Here is a 25625-nt window from a genome sequence, read left to right as displayed (position 1 = left end):
CGCATGAATTTCAATGACAATCCGCCGCCCCTGACCGAAATCCCGCGCCGCAAGACGCACCAGGGCATCGTGCGCTGGGGCGCGCACCAGGTGCCGCTGGGCGGCGACGCGCCGGTGCGGGTGCAGTCGATGACCAACACCGACACCGCCGACGCCATCGGCACCGCGATCCAGGTCAAGGAACTGGCCGAGGCCGGCTCCGAGCTGGTGCGCATCACCGTCAACAACGACGAAGCCGCGCGCGCCGTGCCGCACATCCGCGAGCAGCTCGACCGCATGGGCGTGCCGGTGCCCCTGATCGGCGACTTCCACTACAACGGGCACCGCCTGCTGCAGGATTACCCGGCGATGGCGCAGGCGCTCTCCAAGTACCGCATCAACCCCGGCAACGTCGGCAAGGGTGACAAAAAAGACAAGCAATTCGCGCAGATGGTCGAGGCCGCGCTGCGCTGGGACAAGCACATCCGCATCGGCGTCAACTGGGGCAGCCTAGACCAAGAGCTGCTGGCCAGCCTGATGGACGAAAACGCCCGCCGCGCCCAGCCTTGGCTGCCGCGCCAGGTGATGATCGAGGCGCTCATCAGCTCGGCGCTGCAATCGGCGCAGCAGGCCCAGGCCATGGGCATGCAGCCGGGCGACATCGTGCTCTCGTGCAAGGTGAGTGGGGTGCAAGACCTGATCGCGGTCTATCAAGAGCTGCACCGGCGCTGCGACTACCCGCTGCACCTGGGCCTGACCGAGGCCGGCATGGGCGTGCGCGGCACCGTGGCCTCGGCGGCGGCCCTGTCTGTGCTGCTGCAGCAGGGCATAGGCGACACCATCCGCGTCTCGCTCACGCCGCAGCCGGGCGAGTCGCGCACCCAAGAGGTGGTGGTAGCACTCGAAATCGTGCAGGCGCTGGGCTTGCGCAGCTTTGTGCCCAGCGTCACCGCCTGCCCCGGTTGCGGGCGCACCACCAGCACCGTGTTCCTCGACTTGGCCAAGCAGATCGACGACTACCTGCGCGCCTCCATGCCGGGCTGGCGCGAGCGCTACCCTGGGGTGGAAAACCTCAAGGTGGCGGTGATGGGCTGCATCGTCAACGGCCCGGGCGAGAGCAAACACGCCGACATCGGCATCAGCCTGCCCGGCACCGGCGAGGCCCCGGCGGCGCCGGTTTACATCGACGGCGAAAAGCGCCTGACCCTGCGCGGCGAGCAGATTGCCGCCGAGTTCCAGCAGATCGTGCAAAACTACATCGAACAGCGCTTCGGCGCGCGGCCCTGAGCGGCGCGTGCGGCAGCGGTTTTTTATCTAAAAATCATGGCTGAACCCTTGCGTGCCGTCAAAGGCATGAACGATATTTTTGCGCCCGCTTCCGGCCACTGGGAGTGGCTGGAGGCCAAGGTGCGCGATCTGATGGCGCGCTACGCCTACCGCAACGTGCGCACCCCGATCGTCGAACCCACGGCGCTGTTCGTGCGCGGCTTGGGCGAAGTCACCGACATCGTCGAAAAAGAGATGTACTCGTTTGAGGACCGGCTCAATGGCGAGCAGCTTACGCTGCGCCCCGAGGCCACGGCTGGCGTGGTGCGCGCGGTGCAAGAGCACAACCAGCTTTACGACGGCCCCAAGCGCCTGTACTACCTCGGGCCGATGTTTAGACACGAGCGCCCGCAGCGCGGCCGCTACCGCCAGTTTCACCAGGTGGGGGCGGAGGCGCTGGGTTTTGCCGGCCCCGATGTCGATGCCGAGCTCATCGCCCTGGCCGCCGACCTGTGGGCCGAATTGGACTTAAGCGACATTCGGCTCGAACTCAACAGCCTGGGCCAGCCCCATGAGCGGCTGGCGCACCGCCAGGCGCTGATCGCCTACCTGGAGCAGCACCTCGATCGGCTCGACGAGGACGCGCGCCGGCGCCTCTACAGCAACCCGCTGCGCGTGCTCGACACCAAAAACCCCGATATGCAAGCGCTGGTGGAAGCCGCGCCCAAGCTGATCGACCACCTGGGCGCGGCTTCGCTGGCGCACTTCGATGCCTTGCGCGCCTTGCTCGATGCGCAGGGCATCGGCTACCGCATCAATCCGCGCCTGGTGCGCGGGCTGGATTACTACAACCTGAGCGTGTTTGAGTTTGTCACCGACACCCTCGGGGCGCAGGGCACGGTCTGCGCCGGCGGGCGCTACGACGGCTTGCTGGAGCAGATCGGCGGCAAGGCGGCCCCGGCGGTGGGCTGGGCGCTGGGCATGGAGCGCATCCTGGAGCTGCTTAAAGTGCAAGGCAAGCTGCCGCCCATGCCCGTGCCCGACTGCTACGCCGTGGTGCCCCAGCCCGAGGCCATGGCGCAGGTGCTGGCGCTCTTGCGCCCCTTGCGCGCCGCCGGGCTGGCGGTGCAGATGCACGGCGCCGGGCCGGAGGGCCTGAGCAGCATGAAGGCGCAGTTCAAAAAGGCCGACGCCAGCGGGGCGCGCTACGCGCTGGTGTTTGGCGCTTCCGAGCTGGCCGCCGGGCAGGTGGCGGTCAAGCCGCTGCGCGCCGATGGGCTGGGCAGCATTCGCGAGCAGACCTTGCTGCCGCTGGCCGAAGTGGGGCAGTGGGCGGAGCGCTTGCGGGCTTAAGCGACGGTTGGCCGACTGCCCCCCGATCGGCCCCCGTTTGGCCAGTGCCGGCCAGCCCGCCGGGCCAGCGCCTACAATCGGCACCCAATGGGGCCTGATCCGGCCCACAACAGCCCCGCCCACCGGGGGCTGCCGATTTTTTTGCTCGCGCAACTTTTTGCACCCTCACCCCATGGCGAAAACTTTCGATCCGCACGAAGAAGAACAATTTGACCAGCTCAAGCGTTTCTGGGGCCGCTTTGGCAGCCTCATCACGTGGGTGCTGGTGGTCGTGCTGGCCGGCTTTGCGGCTTGGAACGGCTGGAACTACTGGCAACGCCAGCAGGCCGTCGAAGCCGCCGTGCTCTATCAGGCCCTGGACGAGGCCGCCGCCGCCAACGACGCCGAGCGCGTGCGCCAGGTCTGGGCCGACATCCAGCAGCAGGTGCCGCGCACCGCGCAGGCGCAGCAGGCCGGGCTGCTGGCGGCGCGCGCGCTGCAACAGCTCGAGGCGCCCGACGACGCGCGCCAGGCGCTGCATTTCGTGCGCGACCGCGCCGCCGACCCCGGGGTGGTGGCGGCCGCGCGGCTGCGTCTGGCGGCGCTCGAGCTGCAAGCGGGGCAGTACGAGGCCGCGCTGCAGGCTTTGGCCGCCGACATGCCGCCCGAGTTTGCCGCCCTTGCGGCCGACCGGCGCGGCGACGTGCTGCTGGCCCAAGGCCAGACCGACGCCGCCCGCCAAGCCTATCTGCAGGCTTGGACGGCCATGGACGAGGCGGTGGACTACCGGCGCGTGATCGAAGCCAAGCTCAATGCCTTGGGCTTAGACCCCAGCGCGCCAGCCGCCCCGGCCAACGAGGCCACCCCCGCCACCCCGGCTGCCCCCCCAGTGACGGAGACATCGCAGTGAACCCAGCCCCCCATTTCTCGCCGCGCCTGGTGCGCAACGCCATCGGCCGCCCCGTGGCGGCCATCGCCCTTGCGGCCGCCTTGGCGCTCACGCTGGCGGCTTGCTCTTCGGCCCCCGAGCGCCCGCAACCGACGCCGCTGGCTCCGCTGGTGGCGCTGCAACCGGCCACCCAAGTTTGGAACACCACCGTCGGCGCCGTCGATCCGCTGCTCACACCCGCCGTGCACGGTCAGACCCTGGTGCTGGCCAACGCCGCCGGGGCCGTGCTGGCGCTCGACGGCAGCAACGGCCAGGTGCGCTGGCGCGTCGAACTGGCGCAGCCGCTCTCGGCAGCCGTGGGTTTCGACGGCCAGACCGCAGCGGTGGTGACGCAAGAAAACGAGCTGCTGGTGCTCAACAGCACCGGGGTGCAGTGGCGCGCGCGCCTGCCGGCCCGTGTCCTCACGGCCCCGCTGGTGGCCGGGCAGCGCGTGTTCGTGCTGGCCAACGACCGCAGCGTGCACGCCTTCGATGCCCGCAATGGCGCTCCGCTGTGGCAGCAGCGCGGCCGCGCCGCCGAGGCGCTGGTGCTGCAGCAAAGCGGCGTGCTGCTGGCGGTGGGCGACACCCTGGTGGTGGGCTTGGGCGGGCGCATGCTGGGCTTCGATCCGCTCAATGGCCGCATCCGCTGGGACGCCGCCATCGCCACCCCGCGCGGCGTCAACGAAATCGAGCGCTTGGTCGATCTGGTCGGGCGCACGGGTCGCGTGGGCGATCAACTGTGCGCACGCGCCTTCCAGGCGGCGGTGGGCTGCGTCGATGCCGCCACCGGCCGCCTGCTCTGGACTCAGCCCGCCGATGGCGCCGTGGGCTTAAGCGCCGACGCCGAGCGCGTTTATGGGGTAGAGCGCAACGGCCGCGTGCTGGCTTGGCGGCGCGACGGGGGTGCCCGCGCTTGGAGCACCGACGCCTTTTTGCACCGGGGCCTCACCGCGCCGCTGGCGGCCGGTCGCTCGATCGCCATTGGCGACGCGCAGGGCTTCGTGCACCTGCTGTCGCGCGACGATGGCAGCGCCGTCAACCGCCTCAGCACCGACGGTTCGGCCATTGTGGCCGGGCCGCTGCTGCTGGGCAACACCCTGGTGGCCGTGACGCGCAACGGCGGCGTCTACGCCTGGCGGCCGCAATGAAGCCGGTGCTGGCACTGGTCGGACGCCCCAACGTCGGCAAGTCGACGCTCTACAACCGCCTGACCAAAACCCGCGACGCCATCGTTGCCGACCTGCCTGGCCTGACACGCGACCGCCACTACGGCAGCGCGCGGCTGGGCAAGCGCGAGTTCATCGTCATCGACACCGGCGGCTTCGAGCCCCGGGCCGAGGCCGGCATCTACCGCGAAATGGCCAAGCAGACCCGCCAAGCCGTGGCCGAGGCCGATGTGGTGCTGTTCGTGCTCGACGCCCGCGCGGGCTTGAGCGCGCAAGACCACGACATCGCCAACTACCTGCGCAAGCTCGGCAAACCCTGTCTGCTGGTGGCCAACAAGGCCGAAGGGATGCTGGGAACGGCGCAGTGGAGCGAGTTCTACGAGCTGGGCCTGGGCGAGGTGCTGCCGGTCTCGGCGGCGCACGGGCAGGGGGTGCGCGAAATGCTGGAGGCGGCGCTGGACCGCTTGCCGCTGGCCGATGAGGTGGTTGCGCCCGCCGATGAGGGCGAAGGGCAGGTGATCCGGTTGGCCGTGGCCGGGCGCCCCAATGTGGGCAAATCGACCCTCATCAACACCTGGCTGGGCGAGGAGCGGCTGGTGGCCTTTGACCAGCCCGGCACCACACGCGATGCGATTTCGGTGCCCTTCGAGCGCAACGGGCAAAAATTCGAGCTCATCGACACCGCCGGACTGCGCCGCAAGGGCCGGGTGTTCGAGGCGGTGGAGAAGTTTTCGGTGGTCAAGACGCTGCAGGCCATCGAGAGCGCGCACGTGGTGCTGCTGCTGCTCGACGCCAGCCAAGGCGTGACCGATCAAGACGCGCACGTTGCCGGTTTTGCGCTGGAGCACGGGCGCGCGGTGGTGGTGGCCCTCAACAAATGGGACGCCATCGACAGCTATCAGCGCGAGCAGCTGCAGCGCTCGATCGAGAGCCGCTTGGCTTTTCTCAAGTTTGCCTCGATGCACACCATTTCGGCGCTCAAGCGCCAAGGGCTGGCGCCGCTGTGGCCGGCGATCGCCCAAGCCCATGCCTCGGCGTTCAAGAAAATGCCGACCCCGCTGCTGACCCGCATCCTGCAGGAATCGGTGGCCCTGCAAGCGCCCAAGCGCAGTGGCATGTACCGCCCCAAAATGCGCTACGCCCACCAGGGCGGCATGAATCCGCCGGTGGTCGTCATTCACGGCAACTCGCTCGAGGGCGTCTCCGAGAGCTATCGGCGCTTTCTGGAAGGGCGCTTTCGCAAGGCCTTCGATCTGGTGGGCACGCCGCTGCGGATCGAGTTCAAAATCGCCGACAATCCCTACGCCAAGCAATAAAACGCCTGCGCGCGCGCAAAAGCGGCCGCGCTGTGGTATCTTCATTTTCCCGAAACTTCTTCGAACACGGAACATATCGTGAGCAACAACAAAGGCCAACTCTTGCAGGACCCATTCTTGAACCAGCTCCGCCGCGAGCACGTGCCGGTGTCCATTTACCTCGTCAATGGGATCAAGCTGCAGGGGCAGATCGAGTCGTTCGACCAGTACGTGGTGCTGCTGCGCAACACCGTCACCCAGATGGTCTACAAGCACGCCATTTCCACCATCGTGCCGGGGCGCCCGGTGCAGTTCACGGCCAATGCGCCGACCCCCGAGGCCTGAGCCCCTGAATCCCGATCCGACCTTGCCCATCCCGGGCGTTGCTCCGATGGGGGGCGCCCTTGGGCACCCGCCCGCCAAAAAACGCCCTGCCAGTGCCCTGCCCGGGGTGATTCTGGTGGGTGTGGACATGGGTTTGCCGCATTTCGACGCCGAACTGAGCGAGTTGGCTGAGCTCGCGCGCACGGCCGGCTACGAGGTGCTCGATCGGGTGGTGTGCAAACGCCGCGCCCCCGATCCGGCGCTCTACCTCGGTTCCGGCAAGGCCGACGAGATCAAGGCGCTGGCGTTGGCGCACGGGGCGCAGGAAATTCTGTTCGATCAAGCCCTGAGCCCGGCGCAGCAGCGCAATCTCGAGCGCCACATGGAGCTTGCAGTCAACGACCGGGTGCTGCTGATCTTGGAGATTTTTTCCCAGCGCGCGCGCAGCCACGAAGGCAAGCTGCAAGTCGAGCTGGCGCGGCTGCAATACCTCAGCACCCGGCTGGTGCGGCGCTGGTCGCACCTGGAGCGCCAGAGCGGCGGCATCGGCCTGCGCGGCGGCCCCGGCGAGACGCAGATCGAGCTCGACCGGCGCATGATCGGCGACGCCATCAAGCGCACCCGCGAGCGCCTCGAGCGCGTCAAGCGCCAGCGCAACACCCAGCGGCGCCAGCGCGAACGCAGCGGCACTTTCAAGGTCTCGCTGGTGGGCTACACCAACGCCGGCAAGTCTTCGCTCTTCAACGCGCTGGTGAAAGCGCGCGCCTATGCCGCCGACCAACTTTTTGCCACGCTCGACACCACCACGCGCCAGCTCTACCTGAGCGAGGCCGGGCGCAGCCTGTCGCTGTCCGACACCGTGGGCTTCATTCGCGACCTGCCGCACGCGCTGGTCAACGCCTTTGCCGCCACCTTGCAGGAAGCCTGCGAGGCCGATTTGCTGCTGCATGTGGTGGATTGCGCCAACCCCGCGCACCTCGAACAAATCGCCAACGTGCAGCAGGTGTTGCGTGAGATTGGCGCTGAGGGCATCGAGCAGGTGCTGGTCTTCAACAAGATCGACGCCTTGGCGCCCGAGCGTTTGCCCTTGCAAAGCGTCGACTCGATGGAACTCGACGGGCAGTCCGTGGCTCGAATCTTTTTGAGTGCGCAAACCGGCCAGGGGCTGGATGCCTTGCGCGGCTTGTTGGCGCAACGCCTGCAGGCAGCCTTGCAGGAAGTGGTTTAATTCGGTGCGCGCACTCCGGCGTGTCGCCTTAATTGGGCACAATAGTGTTTTGTTCGACTTTTGAATGTCACCACCCATGCACATGACTTCATCACCTTTGCGTTTTCCATGGTGGAGCCGCGTCAAGGGCATGTTCAACCTCAACGACCCGCGTTGGGGACGTGACGACGACGCCAAGCCCGGTGCGTCCGACGGCTCGCGTGAGCCCGGCAATCGGCCCGACCCCAGCCACGATGACCATCGCGGTGAACGCGGTGACGAGCAGCAGCCCGATCCGCGTCCGTGGCAGGGGCGGCCCCAAGGTTCCGGGCGTGGCCCCAAGCAAGGCCCGCCCGATCTGGATGAAATCTGGCGCGACTTCAACCGCAAGCTCAACGGCCTCTTTGGCAGTGGGCGCGGTGGCGGTGGTGGCATGGGTTCGGGTGGCTCCGGTGGCTCGGGCGGCGGCATGCCGGGCTTTAAAGCCCCCACCCCCAAGGGTGCGGGCGTGGTGGCGGGCATGGTGGGCGGTGTCGTGCTGGTGCTCTGGCTGGGTTCCGGCTTCTTTATCGTCCAAGAGGGCCAGCAGGCGGTGGTGACCCAGTTCGGGCGCTTTCACAGCACCGTCGGAGCCGGTTTCAACTGGCGCCTGCCGGCCCCCATCCAGCGCCACGAAACCGTGTTCGTGACCACCATCCGCTCGGTCGACGTGGGGCGCGAAGACATTGTCTCGGCCACCGGGCTGCGCGATGCGGGCATGCTCACGCTGGACGAAAACATCGTCGAAATCCGCTTTGCGGTGCAATACCGCCTCAACGACGCACGCGCCTTCCTGTTTAACAGCCGCGACCCCGACAACGCCGTGCTGCGCGCCGCCGAAACCTCGGTGCGCGAGGTGGTCGGCAACATGACCATGGACCAGGCCTTGGTCGATGAGCGCGACCAGATCGCGCCGCGCGTGCGCGCCCTGATGCAAAGTTTGCTGGATCGGGCCCAGGTGGGGGTCGAGGTGGTGGCGGTCAACCTGCAACAAGGGGGGGTGCGCCCGCCCGAGCAGGTGCAGGCCGCTTTTGACGATGTGCTGGTGGCCGGCCAAGAGCGCGAACGCGCCCGCAACGAGGCCGAGGCCTACGCCAACGACGTGATCCCACGCGCCCGCGGTGCCGCCGCACGCCTGATGGAAGAAGCCCAAGGCCACAAGGTGCGCGTGGTGGCACGCGCCGAGGGTGATGCCGAGCGCTTCCGCTTGGTGCAAACCGAGCACGCCCGTGCGCCCCAAGTCACGCGCGACCGACTCTACTTGGAGACGATGCAGGAGGTGTTCAGCAACGTGACCAAGGTCATGATTGACTCGCGCAACAACAACAACTTGCTGCACCTGCCACTGGACCGCCTGATCCAGCAAGCCGCAACGGCCACCCCCTTGCCCGCCACCCCGGCCGCTGCCGCCCCGGCCGCACCCGCGGCCCCGGCGCCGGCCTTGGACCCCCGCGCCCGTGAAGCGCAGCGTGCCCGCTGACCGGAGCTGATGCAATGATGAACAAAATTGGTATTGTCGTGGTCTCCTTCCTCATCCTGATCGGGGTGGGAAGTTCGATGCTGTTCGTGGTCGATCAGCGCCAGTTTGGCGTGGTTTATCAGCTCGGGCAGATTCAGCGCGTGGTGGTCGAGCCAGGGCTGAATTTCAAAATGCCGCCGCCGTTTCAAAACGTGGTCTATATCGACCGGCGTTTGCTCACGCTGGAGAGCGCCGACGTAGAACCGATGCTCACGGCCGAGCGCCAGCGCGTGGTGATCGACTGGTTTGTGCGCTGGCGCATCTCCGACCCGGCGGCCTACATCCGCAACGTCGGACTGGACGAACGCGCCGGGGCCATGCAACTGAACCGGGTGGTGCGCAACGCCTTCCAAGAGCAGGTCAACCGGCGCACCGTGCGCGAGCTGCTCTCGACCCGGCGCGAAGAGGTCATGGCCGACGTCAAGACCGACGTGCTGGCTGCCGTGCGCGGGGCCGAGCAGCCTTGGGGCATGGATGTGGTCGACGTGCGCATCACACGGGTGGATTACGCCGAGACCATCACGCGCTCGGTGTTTGAGCGCATGATCGCCGAGCGACGCCGGGTGGCCAGCGAGCTGCGCGCGACCGGTTTTGCCGAAGGCGAGCAGATTCGAGCCGACGCCGACCGCCAGCGCGAGGAGCTGCTGGCCGAGGCCTTCCGCGAAGCGCAAAAGCTCAAAGGCCAAGGCGATGCCCAAGCCTCGCGCCTTTACGCCGACGCCTTCGGTCGGGATCCGGCCTTCGCCCAGTTTTACCGCAGCCTAGAGGCCTACCGGGCCAGCTTTCGCAACCGCAACGACCTGATGGTGATCGACCCCAGCTCCGAGTTCTTCCGTGCCATGCGCGGCAACGTGCCGGCGGGCGGGCGCTGAAGTTAGGGTTGAGGTCGCGGATTCAGGTGACGGCTTGGGCTGGTTTTGTGCTAATCTCCCTCTCACCCCGTCTGGAGAAATGCGATGGTGCCTATTGCCGTCAGTGTCACGGATTTCAAGCTACGCTGCGTTGATGTGATCCGTCGTGTGGAGCAGGATGGTGCTGCGGTCGATTTGACGCGCAGTGGCAGGGTGGTGGCGCGTCTGGTGCCGATGGCCGCCGCGCCCCAAGTCATACCAACTTGGCTGCGGCTGCGCGGCCGTGGCCGCTTGCACGCACTGCCGCCAGAAAGCGTGCTTGACTCCACCGCCTTTGACGCAGCGCGCGGTCGGGTGGTGTGAAGCCGCCCTTGCTCGACACCCACATCTGGTTGTGGTGGTTGCTCGGCCAGCCAGATCTTGCGGAAAATGAGCGCGCCGCGCTGGATGCGTTGGCCGCAGCCGGCACACCGCCCGCTCTTGCCCCCATTAGCCTGTGGGAAGCGCAGATGCTGGCCGCCAAGGGTCGCCTCGAAATCGACAGCCCGCTGGCCCACTGGCTCCCCATGGCGGCGGCACCCGAAACGGTGACGCTCATGCCCATGGATGTCGGCGCCATTCTCGCGCTGGATAATCTTCCCAAGGGGTTTCATGGCGATCCGGCCGACCGCATCATCGTGGCCACTGCACGCGCCTACGGCCTGACGCTTGCCACACGGGACGCCAATATCCGCCGCTCGCGCAGCGTGAAGCTCTGGGTACCCTAATTGGGTGCACCTGCCACAGGCTTGCGCCGGCTAAGTGCGACAGCCGCACACTACAACACACACAAGCACCGTACGCTAAGGCGCCCGGTCATGGCTTGCTGCTAGAATCGCTAACATGCGTCGCAAACTGGTGCTTTTCGTGGCTGTGTGGGCCTTGCTTTGGCAAGGCTTGGCGGGGGCTGGCTTGCCTTCCCTAGCCAAGGTGGCGGCCGATGCCACCCACGCCGCCCTGCACTGGAAAGACGTAGGTCACCACCACCACCACGACGGCAGCGTGCATGCCGACGCCAGCCAAGCCTCGTTTGAGCACGTGGCGCTGGACGGATCGCACGTGGTGGCCACCTATCTGGCGCTTTCCCACCTCACTTTTCCCTTGCCCCTCACAGGGCTGCCTCAGTATTGGGCCGACCTCCTGCCCAATCCCTACGCCGACCCCCTGCACCGACCTCCGCGCACCCTGAGCTGAGCCGCGCCCGCGCTTTTTGTTGCGCGGGCTACAACGCTTGGTCTGGCGCAGTCCTGCTCGTCCCTTGGTTGCTCCAAGGGCGCGCTTTGGCTGACCCCAGATCGTCTCAGGCTGCTGTTTGCAGGGGTTTTCATGTTTTTTTCTTCCCGTTTTCGGGCGATCGGTGCTGCCGTCGCCCTGTGTGCGGCCGTGCCGGGCTTGCTGGCGCAAGCGCTTGTGTCCGCGCCTTCCCGCGCCGAGGCCGGTGCCAGCCGAGCTGGCCTCGCGCTCCCGGCCTCCTTGGTGGCTCAGGCGCCCACACTTGGCTCTGGCGGTTTCGTTGCGGCGCGGCCTGGCGCTGCGGTGGCTGCTGGTGCAGCTGCAGGTGCAGGCGCTGCACCCGCCTTGCCGCTTGCGCCACAAGCGCCAAGCTGGGCCCAGGCGCTAGACGCCGCTTGGGCGCGCAGCGCCGAGTCGGTTGCCGCTTTGGCAGCGGCGCAATCTGCCGGGGCCGAGCAAGCTGCTGCGCGGGCCTGGCTGCCGGGTGCGCCGGTGCTCGAAGTGGGCTGGCGCACCGACCAGTTCACGCGCAACGCTGGGGCGCGCGAAAGCGAGCTCGGTGTGGCGCTGCCGCTGTGGTTGCCGGGCCAGCGCCTGGCCAGTGCGCAACAGGCCGAGGCCGCTGCCGCCCTTGCCCAGGCCAGCGCCAGCGCCCAGCGCGTGCAACTGGCGCAGGCCTTGCTCGATGCGGCGGCCGCCGTGCAGCAGCAGCGGCTGGCGCTGGTGCTGCGCACCGCAGAAGTGGAGGCGTTGCGCCAGTTGGCCGCCGATATGCAGCGGCTGCTGGCTGCGGGCGAGCGCGCCCGCACCGACAGCCTGGCGGCACAGGCCGAGCTGCTGCAAGCGCAGGCGCTGCTGCAGCAGGCGCGCAGCGCGCTGCAAAGCGCTGAACTTCACTGGCAAGGCCTGACCGGTTTGAGCGCCATCCCGGCCCTTGAAGCGCTGCAGGCGCAGGCCCCCCCGTCCGCGCTGGCGCAGCACCCGCTGCTGCGCGAAGCGGCTGCGCACAGCCAGTGGGCGCAACGCCAACTGGCCTTGGTCGAGCGCAGCCGCCGCGCCGCGCCCGAATTGCAGACGCGCTGGGTGCAGCAGGTGGAGGCGCGCGGCGCAGCCGCCACGCAGAGCTTGGGCCTGAGCTTGCGCATCCCCTTGCACAGCCCGGCCCAGCACAGCCCGCAGTTGCTGGCGGCCCAAGGCGCCTACGCGCAGGCCCAAGCGCGCCAGCAGGAGCTGGAGTGGCAACTGCAGGCCCAGTGGGCGCAGCAGCAAGCCACGCTGACCGGGATGACGCACCAGATCGCCCATGCGTCGCAGCGCGCCGGGCAACTGCAGGAGCGCGCCGCCCTGATCGAAAAATCCTTCCGCAGCGGCGAAACCGCACTGGCCGACTGGCTGCGTACCCGCGCTGCGGCTTCCGAAGCTGAAGCCGCCCTGCAAACGCTGCGCCTGCAGCAGCAGATCGCGCAAGCGCGGCTGCAACTCTCAATTGGAATCCTGCCATGAAGCCCAGAATGAAATCCCCTTTGCGCCTGAAACTGAAACACAGCCTAGCGGCGGCGGCCCTGTGTACGCTGGCGCTGGCCAGCCACGCCGCCCCCGGAGCCCACGGCCCCGACGGCGAGCACCTGGATGCGGCCCCTGGCGCTGCCGCTGCGGGCGCGGCGGCGCTGCCGCGTTTCGAGGCCCAGTCGGAACTGTTTGAAGTCGTGGGCCGCCTGCAAGCCGAGGGCCTGAGCCTGTATGTGAACCAGTTTCAGAGCAGCGAGCCGGTGCTGCAAGCGCAGTTGCACATCGAGTCCGGGGCGCTGCAAGCCGCCGCGACCTTCAGGCCCGAGCAGGGCGACTACCTGCTGGAGGACGCCGCGCTGCTGCAGGCGCTGCGCCAGCCGGGCCAGCACGCGCTGGTGCTGACGGTGATCGCGGGCGAGCAGTCCGACTTGCTCGAAGGCAGCCTGCAAGTGGCTGCGCCGCAGCAAGGTGGCCACGGGCACGAACACACCTTGCTCGAAGAGCTGGCGCTGCCGCTGACGCTGGTCGGCGGCGGGCTGCTGCTGGCCGGTGGCGGGATTTGGTTTTTGCGCCGCGGCAAGGCCGTGCGCGCCAACAAAGGATAGGGATCATGAAAAAATTTCCGCATGTTTGGATGCACACGGCCGCGCTCGCATCGGCACTCATGGTGGCGCTCCCCGTGGCGCTGCCGCTGGCCTTGCCATCCGCTGGCATCGCCTGGGCCGCTCCGGGGGCTCACGGCCCCGACGGTGAACACCTCGATGCCCCAGGTGCCGCCGCACGCCCCGACGGCCTGACGCGCCTGCCCGACGGCAGCGTGCAGGTGCCCATGGCCTCGCAGCGCCTGATGGGGGTGCGCACCGTGCTGGCCCAGCCCAGCCAGGTGCCGCAGACCAGCGAGCTCTCGGGCCGGGTGGTGCTGGACCCCAACGCCGGGGCGCGCGTGCAAAGCCCGGTGGCGGGACTGATCGCAGCCGGGCCGCGCGGTTTGCCGCTGCCGGGGCAGCGCGTGCGCCAGGGCGAGGTGCTGGCTTATGTGCAGCACCTGCCCGACCCGCTCGCCGCCGCTGCGCTGCAAGCCCAACTGGCCGAGCTGCGCGCCGCGCAGGGCCTGGCCGAGCAGCGCTGGCAGCGCCTGCAAAGCCTAGAGGGCTCGGTTCCCCGGCGCGAGATCGAGGCCGCGCAGTCCGAACTGCACAGCCTGCAAGCGCGCCAACAGGCGCTGGCCACCGGGCAGCGCGCGCGCCTAGCGCTGCGCGCCCCGGTAGGCGGCGTGATCGCGCGCGCCGAGGTGCTGGCCGGCCAGGTGGTGGAGGGCCGCGATGTGCTGTTTGAGATTGTCGATCCGGCGCGCCTGCTGGTCGAGGCCAGCACGGCCGACGTGGCGCTGAGCCAGCGCATCGCAGCCGCCACGCTGATCGGCGTGCCCGGCGTGCGGCTGGAGCCGCTGGGCAGCGGGGCCGCCATGCGCGACGGGGTGCTGCCCTTGCTGTTTCGCGCCCGGCTTAGCCCGCCTGCTGCTGGCGCAGCCGCAACGCCTGCAACGCCCGGTGCAGCCCCCGCGCCACTGCCGCTGGCGCTGGGCCAGCCGGTGCGGCTGATCGTGCAGCGCACCGACACCCTGCAGGGTTTTGTGCTGCCGGCCGAGGCCATCACCCGCAACCCGGCGAATCAGCCGGTGCTGTGGATCAAGTCGGGCACCGAGCGCTACATCCCGCAGCCGGTGCAGTTCAGCGCGCTCGACGCCAGCACCGTGGTGGTGCACGCCGGGCTGGGTACCGACAACCGGGTGGTGGTGCGCGGCGCGGCACTGCTGGCGCAAATCCGCTAACGATCCAAAAAGGCCGCCATGTTTAACTGGATCGTTCGCAACAGCCTGAATAACCGGCTTTTTGTGCTGGTTTTTGCAGGCATTCTGCTGGTCTATGGGGCCCTCACCGCCTGGCGCATGCCGGTCGATGTGTTCCCGGACCTGAACAAACCGCAGGTTACGGTGCTCACCGAAGCCGGCGGCATGGCCCCGGAGGAGGTCGAGCAACTGGTCACGGTGCCGATCGAAACCGCGCTCAACGGCATGCCCGGCGTGACGCGGGTGCGCTCGGTCTCGGGCATCGGCCTGTCGATCGTCTATGCCGAGTTCGACTGGGGCACCGACGTGTTTCGCAACCGCCAGCAAGTCGCCGAGCGGCTGGCGCTGGTGCGCGAGCAACTGCCGCCCGAGATCAGCCCGACCATGGGGCCGGTGTCGTCGATCATGGGCGAGGTGATGCTGCTGGCGCTGCCGCTGCAAGCGCCCGAACCAGGCACGGCGAGCGCCACGGGTGCCGCCGAGGAGGCGGCCGAGGATGTGGCAAACAGGGCCATGGCGGCGCGCGAGTACGCCGATTTTGTGTTGCGTCCGCGCCTGCTCTCCATCGCCGGGGTGTCGCAGGTGATCCCGATCGGCGGCGAGGTGCGCCAGTTGCGCGTCGAGCCGGATCCGCAGCGCATGGCGCAGTTTGGTGTCACGCTGACGCAGATTGAGGCGGCGCTGAACGGCTTTGCCAGCAACGCCGGCGGTGGCTTCATCGACCGCAACAGCCGCGAGTACCTGATCCGCCACATCGGGCGCAGCAGCCGCCTGGAAGACTTGCAGGGGCTGGCGGTGGCCTGGCGCGACGGCCGCCCGATCCTGTTGCAGCAGGTGGCGCAGGTGCGTTTTGCGGCGGGGCTCAAACGCGGCGACGCCGGTTTCAACGGCGCCCCCGCAGTGGTGTTGAGCGTGCAAAAGCAACCCGGTGCCGACACGTTGCGCCTGACCGAGCAGATCGAGGCCGCGCTGGCCGAGCTCCAGGCTGGGCGCCCGGCCGGGCTGGCCGAGCCGCAGGTGCTGTTCAGGCAGGCCGACTTCATCCAGGCGGCCACGGGCAATGTGGCCCATGCGCTGCGCGATGGGGCCATCATGGTGGCGATCGTGCTGTTTGCCTTTTTGCTCTCGGCGCGCACCACGCTGATCTCGCTCACCGCCATCCCGCTCTCGCTGGCCGCCACGGCGCTGGTGTTTCACTGGCTGGGGCAGACCATCAACGTGATGACGCTGGGCGGCATTGCGATTGCCATCGGCGAGCTGGTCGATGACGCGGTGGTGGATGTGGAAAACACCTTGCGCCGCCTCAAGCAAAACCGCTTGCTGGAGCGGCCGCTGCCGGTGATCGAGGTGGTGCGCCAGGCCAGCATCGAGGTGCGCACCGGCATCGTCTATGCCACGCTGATCGTGGTGCTGGTGTTCGTGCCGCTGTTTGCGCTGCCGGGCATCGAGGGGCGGCTGTTCTCGCCGCTGGGGGTGGCCTACATCGTCTCGATCCTGGCTTCGATGGGGGTGGCCATGACCGTCACGCCGGTGCTGTGCTACTACCTGCTGCCGCGCATGAAGCGCCTCGACCACGGCGACAGCCCATTGGTCAAGCGCCTCAAAGCCTGGGACACGCGGCTGCTGCACTGGTCCTTTGGGCGCACACGGCTGCTGCTGGCGGCGGCGCTGGTGGCGGTGGCGCTGGCTGCGGCGAGCGTGCCGTTTTTCCCGCGCGCCTTCCTGCCAGCCTTCAACGAGGGCTCGCTCACGCTCGGCATGCTGATGCAGCCGGGCACCTCGCTGGAGGAGTCGAACCGCATCGGCGCGCTGGCCGAAACGCTGATCTTGCAAGTGCCCGAAGTCACGCACGTGGGGCGCCGCACCGGCCGCGCCGAGCTCGACGAGCACGCCGAAGGGGTGCATGCGGCCGAAATCGACGTGGGGCTGGCCCCGAGCGAGCGCGACCGCGAGGCCATCATGGCCGATCTGCGCCAGCGCCTGTCGGTGCTGCCGGTGCAGGTGGCGGTGGGGCAGCCGATCTCGCACCGGCTGGACCATTTGCTGGCCGGGGTGCGGGCGCAGATTGCGATCAAGGTCTTTGGCGACGACACCGACACCCTGCGTGGGCTGGCGGCGCAACTGCGCCAGGAGCTGGAGGCGGTGCCGGGGCTGGTGGATTTGAGCGTCGAAAAACAGGTGCTGATCCCGCAGATCACGGTGCGCATCGATCACCAGCGGCTGGCGCAGACCGGCTTGTCGCCGGGTGAGGCGGTGCGCGTGCTGCAAGCGCTCACCGACGGCGCGCACGGGGCGGTGATCGTCGATGGGGCGCGCCGCTTCGAGCTGGTGCTGCGCCTGCCGGATCAGGCGCGCAGCCCGCAAGACCTGGAGCGCCTGCTGGTGCACACGCCCTCGGGCAGCGTGCCGGTATCGGCCTTTGCCACGGTGGAGATCACCGACGGGCCGAACCAGATCGGGCGCGAGAACGGGCGCCGGCGCATCGTGGTCTTTGCCAACACCGACGGCTCCGACATGGGCCGCATCATCACCGACGTGCGCGCCGTGATCGCGCGCAGCGAGCTGCCGCCGGGGGCCTTTATCACGCTCGAAGGGCAGTTCTTGGCGCAGGAGCAGGCCACGCGCTTGATTGCGGGCTTGTCGCTGCTTTCGCTGCTGCTAATCTTTATGGTGCTGTATTCGCGCTACAAATCTGTGCTGCTGGCGGGCATCATCATGCTCAACATCCCGCTGGCGCTGATTGGTTCGGTGCTGGCGATGTGGATCGCGGGGGTGAGCCTGTCGGTGGCTTCGATGGTGGGCTTCATCACCTTGGCCGGCATTGCCAGCCGCAACGGCGTGCTCAAGATCAGCCACTACATCAACCTGTGCAAGTTCGAGGGCGAGCGCTTTGGGCCCGAGATGGTGGTGCGCGGCTCGCTCGAGCGCCTGACGCCGGTGCTGATGACGGCGCTGGTGGCGGCTTTTGCGCTCACGCCCCTGCTGCTGGCGGCCGATGCGCCGGGCAAGGAGATTTTGCACCCGGTGGCGGTGGTGATCTTTGGCGGGCTGGTGAGCTCGACCCTGCTCGACACCTTGCTCACGCCGGTGCTCTACCTGCGCTATGGCCGCCGGGCGACCGAGCGCCTGGTGAATGAAACCGACAGCAGCCGCGCCGATGCGGCGGTGCAGGAGTCGTTCTAAAGGCCCGGCCGCAGCCTGCGCTGCTTCACAATCCGCTGTCTAACGGCGTGAAGTTGGCGCTCAATGCGGCCAGTTCCTCAACTTTTTATCTGCAACGGAGCATGAAATGCAAAAACGGTACATGATGGCGGCCCTGCTGGGCCTGTCGATGATCGGCTTCAACGCCCACGCCCACGGCGCGCCCCAAGCGCAGCACGGCGGCGTGGTGCAGGTGGCGGCCGACTTGGGCTTTGAGCTGGTCGGGCGCGGCGCGCAGGCGCAGATTTTTGTCGATGACCACGGCAAACCGGCCAATGTGAGCCAGATGACAGGCCAGCTCACCGTGCTGCAAGGCGCCACGCGCAGCCAAGCCGCACTGGCCCCGGCCGGCCCCAACATGCTGCAAGCCAATGTGCCACTGGCACCGGGCGCGCGCGCCGTGGCAACCATCAACCGGCCCAATCAGCCGGCGATTACGGTGCGCTTTGTGGTCAAGTAAGGGCGGCGACCGGCCGCAGACGCTTAGGCCACCTGCTGGCTGTCGCGGCTGATGCCGGCGGTCTGGCTAAAGCCGCAGTCCACGTAGGTGATCTCGGCCGTGACACCGGCGGCCAGGTCGCTGAGCAAGAAGGCGGCCACGTTGCCCACGTCGTCGATGGTCACGTTGCGCCGCAGCGGCGCGGCGTCGGCCACCATGCCCAGCAGCTTGCCAAAGTCTTTGATGCCGCTGGCGGCCAAGGTGCGGATCGGGCCGGCGCTTACGCCGTTGACGCGGATGCTGCGCCCATCATCGAGCCGCCCCACGGCTTCGGCCAGGTAGCGCACGCTGGCCTCCAGGCTGGCCTTGGCTAGGCCCATGGTGTTGTAGTGCGGAATGGTGCGCAGCGCCCCCAGGTAGCTCAGGGTGAGCAGGGCCGAGCGGTCGTTCAAATAGGGCAGGGCGGCCTTGGCCAGCGCCGGGAAGCTGTAGGCGCTGATGTCGTGCGCCACCCGAAAGGCCTCGCGGCTCAGGCCGTCGAGCAGGTTGCCAGCAATGGCCTCGCGCGGGGCAAAGCCGATGCTGTGCACGAAGCCGTCAAAGCGCGGCCAGTGCGCCGACAAATCGAGGAACAGGCGCTCGATCTGCGTGTCGTCGGCCACATCGCAGTCGAACACCAGCTTGGAGTCGAACTCGGCGGCAAAATCGGTGATCCGATCGCGGAAGCGTTCGCCCACGTAACTAAACGCCAACTCGGCCCCCTGCGCATGGCAGGCCCGGGCAATTCCGTAGGCGATGGAGCGGTTGGACAACACACCCGTGATCAAGAACTTTTTACCAGCCAGAAAACCCATGCGTCATGCTCCTGAAAATGTAGGGCAGAATTGTCGCATGAGCAAGTGTTGGTCTGGGTTGTCGGGGTTGAGCGGGTCGCGCGGCTGGCGCGGGCTGCTGCTCGCCTGGCTGCTGCTGGCAATCGCGCCCGCTTGGGCGGCGCACGGCTACGCCCAGTTTGGCAATCTGGCGCTGCCGCCTGGTTTTGCGCACTTTCCCTACGTCAACCCAAACGCGCCCAAGGGCGGCGAGATCACGCTGGTTTCGCCCACGCGCATCAGCACCTTCGACAAGTTCAACCCCTTCACCCTGCGCGGCACGGCGCCGCCGGGCTTGTTCGGGCTGATGTTCGAAACCCTGCTCACCCCGAGCATGAACGAGCCCGCTGCCGCCTACGGCCTGCTGGCCGATGACGTGCAAGTGGCCGCCGACGGCCGCTCGGTGGTGTTTCGCCTGCACCCGCAGGCGCGCTTTCACAACGGCGACCCGGTGCTGGCCGAAGACGTGCGGCACTCCTTCGAGACCCTGATCGGCCCCCAGGCGGCGCCGCAGTTTCGCAGTTTTTTTGGCGAAGTCACAGCGGTGCGGGTGCTGGGCGAGCGGCTGCTGCGCTTTGATTTCGCGCGCGCCAACCCGGAGCTGCCGCTGGTCATCGGCAGCCTGCCGGTGTTTAGCCGCCAGTGGGGCGTGGTCGATGGGGTGCGGCTGCCCTTTGACCAGGTCGTGATGCAGCACCCGATCGCCTCCGGCCCCTACCGCATCGGGCGCATGAGCTTTGGGCGCGACATCACTTTCGAGCGCGACCCCACCTGGTGGGCGCAAAACCTGAACGTGCGCCGGGGCATGTACAACTTCGAGCGCATCACCTACAAAATCTACCGCGACCCGACGGCGCAGGTGCAGGCCTTTCTGGCGGGCGAGTTCGACTACATGCAGTCCTTCATTTCGCGCGAATGGGCGCGGGCGCTCACCGGGCGGCCGTTCGACCGGGGCGAGATCATCAAGCGCGAGCTGGCGCACGCCAACGCGGGCGATTTTCAGGGCTTTTTGTTCAACACCCGCCGCCCCCAGTTCCAAGACCCGCGCGTGCGCGAGGCGCTGGCCCTGACGCTGGACTTCGAGTGGATGAACCGGCAACTGTTCTTCCACTCCTTCGAGCGCATGCGCGGCTTCTTTGTGGCCAGCGACTTCGAGGCCCGTGGCCTGCCCGGGCCGGACGAGCTGGCGCTGCTGGAGCCGCTGCGCGCCCAGTTGCCGCCGCAGGTGTTCACGCAGCCGGTGCCGCTGCCCAGCGTGACGCGGCTGGAACTCGACTCTGGCCAGACCCTGCGCGACCACCTGCGCCGCGCCCGCGACCTGCTGGCCGAGGCCGGCTGGCGCTACCGCGACGGTGCGCTGCGCAATGCCCAGGGCCAGGCCTTTACGCTCGAATTCCTCGACAGCGGCGGCGGCATGGGCCGGGTGGTGACGCCGATCCAGAACAACCTGCGCCGCCTCGGCATCGAATCGAGCTACCGGGTGATCGACTTTGCCCTGTTGCAACAGCGCCTGGACCGCTTCGACTTTGACGTCATCAGCACGCGCTGGCTCGGCAGCGAAGCCCCCGGCGCCGAGCTGCTGGATCGCTTCGGCTCGGCGGCGGCAGCGACCGAAGGATCGAGCAACCTGATCGGGGTGCGCGACCCGGCCGTGGATGCGCTGCTGGACCGCGCTGTGGCGGCGCGCACCCGGCCCGAGCTGGTGGCCACCCTGCGCGCACTCGATCGGGTGCTGCGCCACCAGCACCTGGTGATTCCGCACTGGTTTGGCAGCACGCACCGCATCGCCTACCGCGCCGGGCGCTTCGAGCAACCCGCCGTGCTGCCGCGCTTCTACCAGCCCGAGGGCTGGATTTTGTCCACCTGGTGGGCCAGCGCGGCCAACCGCAACCCGCCCCCAGGGCGCAGGCGTTGACACCATGTGGCTTTACGTACTGAAGCGGCTGCTGCTCATGATCCCGACCCTGTTCGGCATCCTGCTGCTGACCTTCGTCATCATCCAGTTCGTGCCCGGCGGGCCGGTGGAGCAGATGGTGGCGCAGTTGCAGGGGCGCGACGTGGGCGGCGAGGGCGCGGCGGCGGCCGGGGCGGGCTTTCAGGGCCGCCAGGGGCTGGACGAGGCGCGCATTGAGGAAATCCGCCGCCTCTATGGCTTTGATTTGCCGGCGCACGAGCGCTTCATCCAGATGGTCGGGCAGTTTTTGCGCTTCGACCTTGGGCAGAGCTTTTTTCACCACCAGTCGGTCTGGCAGTTGATCGTCGAGCGGCTGCCGGTCTCGATCAGCCTGGGGCTGTGGACGTTTCTGATCAGCTACGCGATTTCGATTCCGCTCGGCATTGCCAAGGCGGTGCGCGCAGGCAGCCGTTTCGATACCGCCACCAGCGTGCTGGTGCTGGTCGGCTTTGCCATACCGGGCTTCGTGCTCGGGGTGGCGTTGCTGGTGATTTTTGGCGGCCAGTTGCAGTGGTTCCCGCTGCGCGGGCTGATGTCGAGCGACTGGCACCAGCTTAGCCTGGGGGCGCAGATTGTGGACTATTTGTGGCACATCACGCTGCCGGTCACGGCCAGCGTGCTCGGGGCCTTTGCCATCACCACCCTGCTGACCAAAAATTCGCTGCTGGAAGAAATTCGCAAGCAATACGTGCTCACGGCGCGCGCCAAGGGCCTGAGCGAGCGCCGCGTGCTCTACAAACACGTGTTTCGCAACGCCCTGATTCCCATCGTCACCGCCTTTCCGGCCGCCTTTGTGGGCGCCTTTTTTGCCAGCGCGCTGCTCATCGAAACCCTGTTTTCGCTCGAAGGGCTGGGGCTGCTGGGCTTTGAGAGCGTGATCCGGCGCGACTACCCCGTGGTCATGGGCACGCTGTACTTCTTTGCCCTGATCGCGCTGGTCACGCGCCTGCTCAGCGATCTGTGCTACGTTTGGGTCGATCCCCGTGTCCGCTTCGATTGATACCCTGCCGCCTTCGCTGGGCCCTTGGCAATTGGCCTGGCAGCGCTTTCGCCGCCATCGGCTGGGCTATTACAGCCTGATTGTTTTTGTTTTCCTGTTTGTGCTCAGCCTGGGCGCGGAGCTGCTCTCGAACAACAAACCGCTGCTGGCGCGCTACCAAGGGCAGACCTTTGTGCCGCTGCTGCACAACCCGCCCGAGACCGCCTTTGGCGGCGACTTTGAAACCCCGACCGACTTCCTCGACCCCTTCATCCAGCGCCAATTCGAGCAGCCCGGCAACTGGGCGCTGTATCCGCCCAACCGCTACCACCACAGCACCATCAACTACTTTGCCCCCGAGCCGCACCCCTCGCCGCCCTCGGCCGAGAACTGGCTCGGCACCGACGACCGTGGCCGCGACGTGGCCGCCCGGCTGCTGTATGGCTTCAGGCTCTCGGTCTTGTTTGCGCTGGCGCTCACGGCGGTGGGCGTGCTGCTGGGGGTGCTGGCCGGGGCCATCCAGGGCTACTACGGCGGCCGGGTCGATCTGGTGGGTCAGCGCTTCATCGAGGTCTGGGGATCCATGCCCGAGCTCTATTTGCTGATTATTTTTTCGGCGCTGTTCGAGCCCGGCATCTTGGTGCTGCTGATCTTGCTCAGCCTGTTTGGCTGGATGGGCTTGAGCGACTACGTGCGCGCCGAATTTTTGCGCAACCGCCAGCTCGACTACGTGCGCGCCGCGCGCGCGCTGGGCTTGAGCAACTGGCAGATCATCCGCCGCCACATCCTGCCCAACAGCCTCACGCCGGTGGTCACCTTCCTGCCCTTTCGCATGAGCGCGGCCATCATGGCCTTGACCGCGCTCGACTTCCTGGGCCTGGGGGTGCCGCCCGGTACGCCTTCGCTGGGCGAGCTGCTGGCGCAGGGCAAGAACAACATCGACGCCTGGTGGATCTCGCTCAGCACCTTTGCCGTGCTGGTGCTCACCCTGCTGCTGCTGACCTTCATGGGCGATGCCCTGCGCGACGCGCTCGACCCCCGAAAGGTGCAGCGGTGAAGCCCGTGCCGAAGCATCCTGATCAGGCTGTGGCTGCCGAGGCCACCCCGCTGCTGCAAGTGCGCGGCCTGCGCGTGGCCTTTGCCGGGCAGGAGGTGGTGCATGGGATCGATTTCGAGCTGGCCGCCGGTGAGCGGCTGGCGCTGGTGGGTGAATCGGGCTCGGGCAAAACGGTGTCGGCGCTAAGCCTGCTGCGCCTGCTGCCCGAGGCGGCAGTATCCGGCAGCGCGCTGCTGCAAGGGCGCGATCTGCTGCAACTGAGCGAGCGCGAGCTGCGCGGCGTGCGCGGCGACGAGGTGGCCTGCATCTTCCAAGAACCCATGACGGCGCTGAACCCGCTCTACACCGTGGGCAACCAGATCGGCGAAATTTTGCTCTACAAAAAAGGCCTGAGCCCGCGCCAAGCCGATGAGCGGGTGGTGGAGCTGCTGGCCGCCACCGGCATGCCCGAACCGGCGCGGCGCGCCCGCGCCTACCCGCACCAGCTCAGCGGTGGCCAGCGCCAGCGCGCCATGATCGCCATGGCGCTGGCCAGCGAGCCCCGGTTGCTGATCGCCGACGAGCCCACCACCGCCCTCGACGCCAGCCTGCGCACCCAAATGCTGGAGCTGCTGGGCACGTTGCAGCAGCGCCTCGGGATGGCGCTGCTGCTGATCACGCACGACCTGCACCTGGTGCAGCGCTTTGCCGACCGCGTGCTGGTGATGGAGCGCGGCCACCTGGTGGAGCAAGGCCCGGTGCAGCGCGTGTTTGAGCAGGCGCAGCACCCCTACACGCGCCGCCTGTTGGGCAGCCGCCCCCGGCGCGAGTTCGCTCCGCAGCCGCAGCTTGCAGCCGAGCCCGTGCTGCGCGCGCGCCAACTGGTGGTGGCCTACGAGGTGCCACGCCCCGGTGTGGCGGGCTGGTTTCGCAGTGGTCGCTTCGAGGCCGTGCGCGGCATCGATTTCGAGCTGCCGCCCGGGCGCACGCTGGGCGTGGTGGGCGAATCGGGCTCCGGCAAATCCACGCTGGCGCTGGCCGCGCTCGGGCTGCTGCGGCACCAGGGCCAGTTGCAGATCATGGGCCAGGCCTGGGGCGACCCCGGCGTGGGCCAGGGGCGCGCCAACTCGCCGCGCCTGCGCCGCCTGCGCCAGCAGGTGCAGGTGGTGTTCCAAGACCCCTATTCCAGCCTATCGCCGCGCCTGAACATCGAGCAGATCGTGGGCGAGGGCTTGCTCATCCACGAGCCGCTGTTGAGCGTGGAGCAGCGCCGCACCCGCGTGTTGCAGGCGCTGCGCGAAGTCGGGCTGCTGCCCGAGGCGCTGCCCACACAGGGCCTAGGGCCAGCACAGGCCCAAGGGCAGCAGCACCAGGCGCTGCTGCGCTGGCTGCAGCGCTACCCGCACGAGTTTTCGGGTGGCCAGCGCCAGCGCATCGCCATCGCGCGGGCCCTGATCGTGCAGCCGCGCCTGCTGGTGCTCGACGAGCCCACTTCGGCGCTCGACGTCACGGTGCAGCAGCAGGTGCTGGCGCTGCTGCTGCGACTGCAGCGCCAGCACGGCCTGAGCTACCTGCTCATCACCCACGACCTGGACGTGATCTGGGCGCTGGCGCACCAGGTCATGGTGTTGCAGGGCGGGGCGGTGGTCGAGCAAGGCAGCGCCGAGCAGGTGTTACAGTCTCCCCAGCACCCCTACACGCAAACCCTGCTGCAAGCGTGTGCCCCCTTGTCACAGAGCGCCCCAGCAGACCAGACCAGCCAGACCGCCCCGACCGACGAGGCCTAGCGCCGCCCTTATGCTTGCTGCCATGAACGAACCGCCAACACCGCAACCCAACGCTCCCCCCATCAGCGTCGCCTCCCCCTTGCGCTGGCTGGCGCTGGGCTGGCAGGATTTGCGCACCAACCCGGTGCCGGGCTTGCTGCACGGCGTGGCAGCCAGCGCCTTCGGGATGCTGTTGTGGGTGTGGGCCGGATCGCAGTTTTGGTGGCTGGTCGGCGCCATATCAGCGCTGCCCTTGCTGGCACCGGTGTTGCTGGTCGGGTTGTTGCTGCTCAGCCGTCAGGCCCAGCTCGGGTACCGCGCCGGCATGCGCGAGGTGCTGCAGCTCTGGATGGCTGCCGATTTTCGCATGGTGCTGTTTGGCGTATTGATGGGGCTGGCTGGAATGGCGTGGGTATTGATATCGGCTGGTGTGCTGCTGCTCTGGGCAGGGCAGCCCATCCAGACCGCGGGCGATTTTTTCAGGCTGGTGGTGTTGGCACAAGATTCCGCCTTGTTTGAGCTGTGGCTTATGTTCGGCGCCTTGCTAGCCGTGCCGGTTTTTGCTTCCAGCGTGGTGACGCTGCCGCTGCTGCTCGACTCCAAGCTGCCGCTGCCGGTGGCGGTAGCGCACAGTTGGCGCGTGATAGCGCTGTACCCCGCCGTGATGGTGCTGTGGGCCCTGCTGATTGCCTGCATGGTGAGCGTGGGATTGCTAACGGGGTTGATTGGCTTGATCGTGGTGCTGCCGTGGCTGGGTCATGCCAGTTGGCACGTTTATGTGGATTTGAAACGGGCGGGCGCTTTCGGTCTGCCGGGCTCATGGGGTGGGGTGCAATAAC

General features: G+C 67.9%; 23 protein-coding genes. 22 read left to right on the top strand and 1 reads right to left on the bottom strand.

Going from position 1 to position 25625, the window contains the following annotated elements:
• Positions 1-3: 3 nt before the first annotated feature.
• The 17 genes from ispG to SRAH_RS06305 all read left to right on the top strand — a co-directional run bounded on the left by ispG (position 4) and on the right by SRAH_RS06305 (position 18200).
• Positions 4-1266 carry a flavodoxin-dependent (E)-4-hydroxy-3-methylbut-2-enyl-diphosphate synthase gene (gene ispG, locus SRAH_RS06385; protein WP_029462519.1) on the top strand — a complete coding sequence of 421 codons (1263 nt, stop codon included), beginning with the start codon at positions 4-6 and terminating at the stop codon, positions 1264-1266.
• A gap of 36 nt (positions 1267-1302) precedes the next feature.
• Entirely contained in the window at positions 1303-2598 is a 1296-nt protein-coding gene (hisS, locus tag SRAH_RS06380; protein ID WP_029462518.1) for a histidine--tRNA ligase, read from the top strand.
• A gap of 172 nt (positions 2599-2770) precedes the next feature.
• Positions 2771-3487, top strand: a complete 717-nt coding sequence (locus tag SRAH_RS06375; protein WP_029462517.1) for a YfgM family protein — start codon at positions 2771-2773, stop codon at positions 3485-3487.
• Positions 3484-4656 (top strand): outer membrane protein assembly factor BamB, encoded by a 1173-nt coding sequence (bamB, locus tag SRAH_RS06370; protein ID WP_232841000.1) that lies wholly within the window; start codon positions 3484-3486, stop codon positions 4654-4656. The genes SRAH_RS06375 and bamB overlap by 4 nt, the downstream gene beginning before the upstream one ends.
• Positions 4653-5990, top strand: a complete 1338-nt coding sequence (gene der, locus SRAH_RS06365) for a ribosome biogenesis GTPase Der (RefSeq protein WP_029462515.1) — start codon at positions 4653-4655, stop codon at positions 5988-5990. Before bamB ends, der begins: the two co-directional genes overlap by 4 nt.
• A gap of 78 nt (positions 5991-6068) precedes the next feature.
• The gene (hfq, locus tag SRAH_RS06360; RefSeq protein WP_029462514.1) at positions 6069-6314 is read left to right on the top strand and encodes an RNA chaperone Hfq; all 246 of its coding nucleotides are present in this window, start codon (positions 6069-6071) and stop codon (positions 6312-6314) included.
• A 46-nt stretch (positions 6315-6360) separates the two neighbouring features.
• Positions 6361-7521 carry a GTPase HflX gene (gene hflX / locus SRAH_RS06355; protein WP_045476433.1) on the top strand — a complete coding sequence of 387 codons (1161 nt, stop codon included), beginning with the start codon at positions 6361-6363 and terminating at the stop codon, positions 7519-7521.
• 76 nt (positions 7522-7597) lie between these two features.
• On the top strand, positions 7598-9019 hold the full coding sequence (hflK, locus tag SRAH_RS06350) for an FtsH protease activity modulator HflK (RefSeq protein ID WP_029462512.1): 1422 nt from the start codon (positions 7598-7600) through the stop codon (positions 9017-9019).
• Positions 9020-9036: 17 nt separating this feature from the next.
• The gene (hflC, locus tag SRAH_RS06345) at positions 9037-9930 is read left to right on the top strand and encodes a protease modulator HflC (protein WP_029462511.1); all 894 of its coding nucleotides are present in this window, start codon (positions 9037-9039) and stop codon (positions 9928-9930) included.
• A gap of 84 nt (positions 9931-10014) precedes the next feature.
• Complete coding sequence (locus tag SRAH_RS06340) at positions 10015-10272, top strand: type II toxin-antitoxin system Phd/YefM family antitoxin (protein WP_029462510.1); 258 nt, start codon at positions 10015-10017, stop codon at positions 10270-10272.
• Between the two features lie 8 nt (positions 10273-10280).
• Complete coding sequence (locus tag SRAH_RS06335; RefSeq protein ID WP_197537858.1) at positions 10281-10676, top strand: type II toxin-antitoxin system VapC family toxin; 396 nt, start codon at positions 10281-10283, stop codon at positions 10674-10676.
• Positions 10677-10791: 115 nt separating this feature from the next.
• Complete coding sequence (locus SRAH_RS06330) at positions 10792-11142, top strand: hypothetical protein (protein ID WP_029462508.1); 351 nt, start codon at positions 10792-10794, stop codon at positions 11140-11142.
• 384 nt (positions 11143-11526) lie between these two features.
• Positions 11527-12684: a TolC family protein gene (locus SRAH_RS06325; RefSeq protein ID WP_171816037.1), complete on the top strand. Its 1158-nt coding sequence runs from the start codon at positions 11527-11529 to the stop codon at positions 12682-12684.
• Positions 12681-13295, top strand: coding sequence for a hypothetical protein (locus SRAH_RS06320; protein ID WP_029462506.1), 615 nt, complete (start codon positions 12681-12683; stop codon positions 13293-13295). The genes SRAH_RS06325 and SRAH_RS06320 overlap by 4 nt, the downstream gene beginning before the upstream one ends.
• Before the next feature lie 59 nt (positions 13296-13354).
• On the top strand, positions 13355-14521 hold the full coding sequence (locus SRAH_RS06315; RefSeq protein ID WP_029462505.1) for an efflux RND transporter periplasmic adaptor subunit: 1167 nt from the start codon (positions 13355-13357) through the stop codon (positions 14519-14521).
• 18 nt (positions 14522-14539) lie between these two features.
• Complete coding sequence (locus SRAH_RS06310; RefSeq protein ID WP_029462504.1) at positions 14540-17722, top strand: efflux RND transporter permease subunit; 3183 nt, start codon at positions 14540-14542, stop codon at positions 17720-17722.
• Positions 17723-17828: 106 nt separating this feature from the next.
• Complete coding sequence (locus SRAH_RS06305) at positions 17829-18200, top strand: hypothetical protein (RefSeq protein ID WP_029462503.1); 372 nt, start codon at positions 17829-17831, stop codon at positions 18198-18200.
• A gap of 23 nt (positions 18201-18223) precedes the next feature.
• On the opposite strand, the gene fabI is transcribed toward SRAH_RS06305, so the two are convergent.
• Positions 18224-19033, bottom strand: a complete 810-nt coding sequence (gene fabI, locus SRAH_RS06300) for an enoyl-ACP reductase FabI (protein ID WP_029462502.1) — start codon at positions 19031-19033, stop codon at positions 18224-18226.
• Between the two features lie 37 nt (positions 19034-19070).
• Here fabI and SRAH_RS06295 point away from each other — a divergent pair, with 37 nt between their 5' ends.
• From SRAH_RS06295 to SRAH_RS06275, 5 genes are read left to right on the top strand one after another with little or no spacing between them, the layout of a single operon-like run.
• Positions 19071-20966, top strand: a complete 1896-nt coding sequence (locus SRAH_RS06295; protein ID WP_045476430.1) for an extracellular solute-binding protein — start codon at positions 19071-19073, stop codon at positions 20964-20966.
• Between the two features lie 4 nt (positions 20967-20970).
• Entirely contained in the window at positions 20971-22005 is a 1035-nt protein-coding gene (locus SRAH_RS06290) for a microcin C ABC transporter permease YejB (protein ID WP_029462500.1), read from the top strand.
• Positions 21989-23041, top strand: a complete 1053-nt coding sequence (locus SRAH_RS12835) for an ABC transporter permease (protein ID WP_045476427.1) — start codon at positions 21989-21991, stop codon at positions 23039-23041. Before SRAH_RS06290 ends, SRAH_RS12835 begins: the two co-directional genes overlap by 17 nt.
• Before the next feature lie 5 nt (positions 23042-23046).
• Positions 23047-24807, top strand: a complete 1761-nt coding sequence (locus SRAH_RS06280) for an ABC transporter ATP-binding protein (protein ID WP_232840999.1) — start codon at positions 23047-23049, stop codon at positions 24805-24807.
• A 22-nt stretch (positions 24808-24829) separates the two neighbouring features.
• Positions 24830-25624 (top strand): DUF2189 domain-containing protein, encoded by a 795-nt coding sequence (locus SRAH_RS06275; RefSeq protein WP_029462497.1) that lies wholly within the window; start codon positions 24830-24832, stop codon positions 25622-25624.
• The last annotated feature ends 1 nt before the right edge of the window (position 25625 follow it).

It is taken from the genome of Serpentinimonas barnesii, assembly GCF_000696225.1.
Lineage (GTDB): Bacteria > Pseudomonadota > Gammaproteobacteria > Burkholderiales > Burkholderiaceae_C > Serpentinimonas > Serpentinimonas barnesii.
This window is presented reverse-complemented; position numbering and strand designations above follow the sequence as displayed.

What these genes read in the sequence shown, in the direction of transcription:
- SRAH_RS06305 (WP_029462503.1), top strand. Translation starts at nt 17,829, where the DNA reads ATGCAAAAACGGTACATGATGGCGGCCCTGCTGGGCCTGTCGATGATC.
- SRAH_RS06375 (WP_029462517.1), top strand. Translation starts at nt 2,771, where the DNA reads ATGGCGAAAACTTTCGATCCGCACGAAGAAGAACAATTTGACCAGCTC.
- hflC (WP_029462511.1), top strand. Translation starts at nt 9,037, where the DNA reads ATGAACAAAATTGGTATTGTCGTGGTCTCCTTCCTCATCCTGATCGGG.
- hisS (WP_029462518.1), top strand. Translation starts at nt 1,303, where the DNA reads ATGGCTGAACCCTTGCGTGCCGTCAAAGGCATGAACGATATTTTTGCG.
- SRAH_RS06315 (WP_029462505.1), top strand. Translation starts at nt 13,355, where the DNA reads ATGGTGGCGCTCCCCGTGGCGCTGCCGCTGGCCTTGCCATCCGCTGGC.
- SRAH_RS06340 (WP_029462510.1), top strand. Translation starts at nt 10,015, where the DNA reads ATGGTGCCTATTGCCGTCAGTGTCACGGATTTCAAGCTACGCTGCGTT.
- SRAH_RS06330 (WP_029462508.1), top strand. Translation starts at nt 10,792, where the DNA reads ATGCGTCGCAAACTGGTGCTTTTCGTGGCTGTGTGGGCCTTGCTTTGG.
- hflK (WP_029462512.1), top strand. Translation starts at nt 7,598, where the DNA reads ATGCACATGACTTCATCACCTTTGCGTTTTCCATGGTGGAGCCGCGTC.
- fabI (WP_029462502.1), bottom strand. Translation starts at nt 19,033, where the DNA reads ATGGGTTTTCTGGCTGGTAAAAAGTTCTTGATCACGGGTGTGTTGTCC.
- der (WP_029462515.1), top strand. Translation starts at nt 4,653, where the DNA reads ATGAAGCCGGTGCTGGCACTGGTCGGACGCCCCAACGTCGGCAAGTCG.
- hflX (WP_045476433.1), top strand. Translation starts at nt 6,361, where the DNA reads ATGGGGGGCGCCCTTGGGCACCCGCCCGCCAAAAAACGCCCTGCCAGT.
- SRAH_RS06310 (WP_029462504.1), top strand. Translation starts at nt 14,540, where the DNA reads ATGTTTAACTGGATCGTTCGCAACAGCCTGAATAACCGGCTTTTTGTG.
- SRAH_RS06290 (WP_029462500.1), top strand. Translation starts at nt 20,971, where the DNA reads ATGTGGCTTTACGTACTGAAGCGGCTGCTGCTCATGATCCCGACCCTG.
- ispG (WP_029462519.1), top strand. Translation starts at nt 4, where the DNA reads ATGAATTTCAATGACAATCCGCCGCCCCTGACCGAAATCCCGCGCCGC.
- SRAH_RS06295 (WP_045476430.1), top strand. Translation starts at nt 19,071, where the DNA reads ATGAGCAAGTGTTGGTCTGGGTTGTCGGGGTTGAGCGGGTCGCGCGGC.
- SRAH_RS06320 (WP_029462506.1), top strand. Translation starts at nt 12,681, where the DNA reads ATGAAGCCCAGAATGAAATCCCCTTTGCGCCTGAAACTGAAACACAGC.
- SRAH_RS06275 (WP_029462497.1), top strand. Translation starts at nt 24,830, where the DNA reads ATGAACGAACCGCCAACACCGCAACCCAACGCTCCCCCCATCAGCGTC.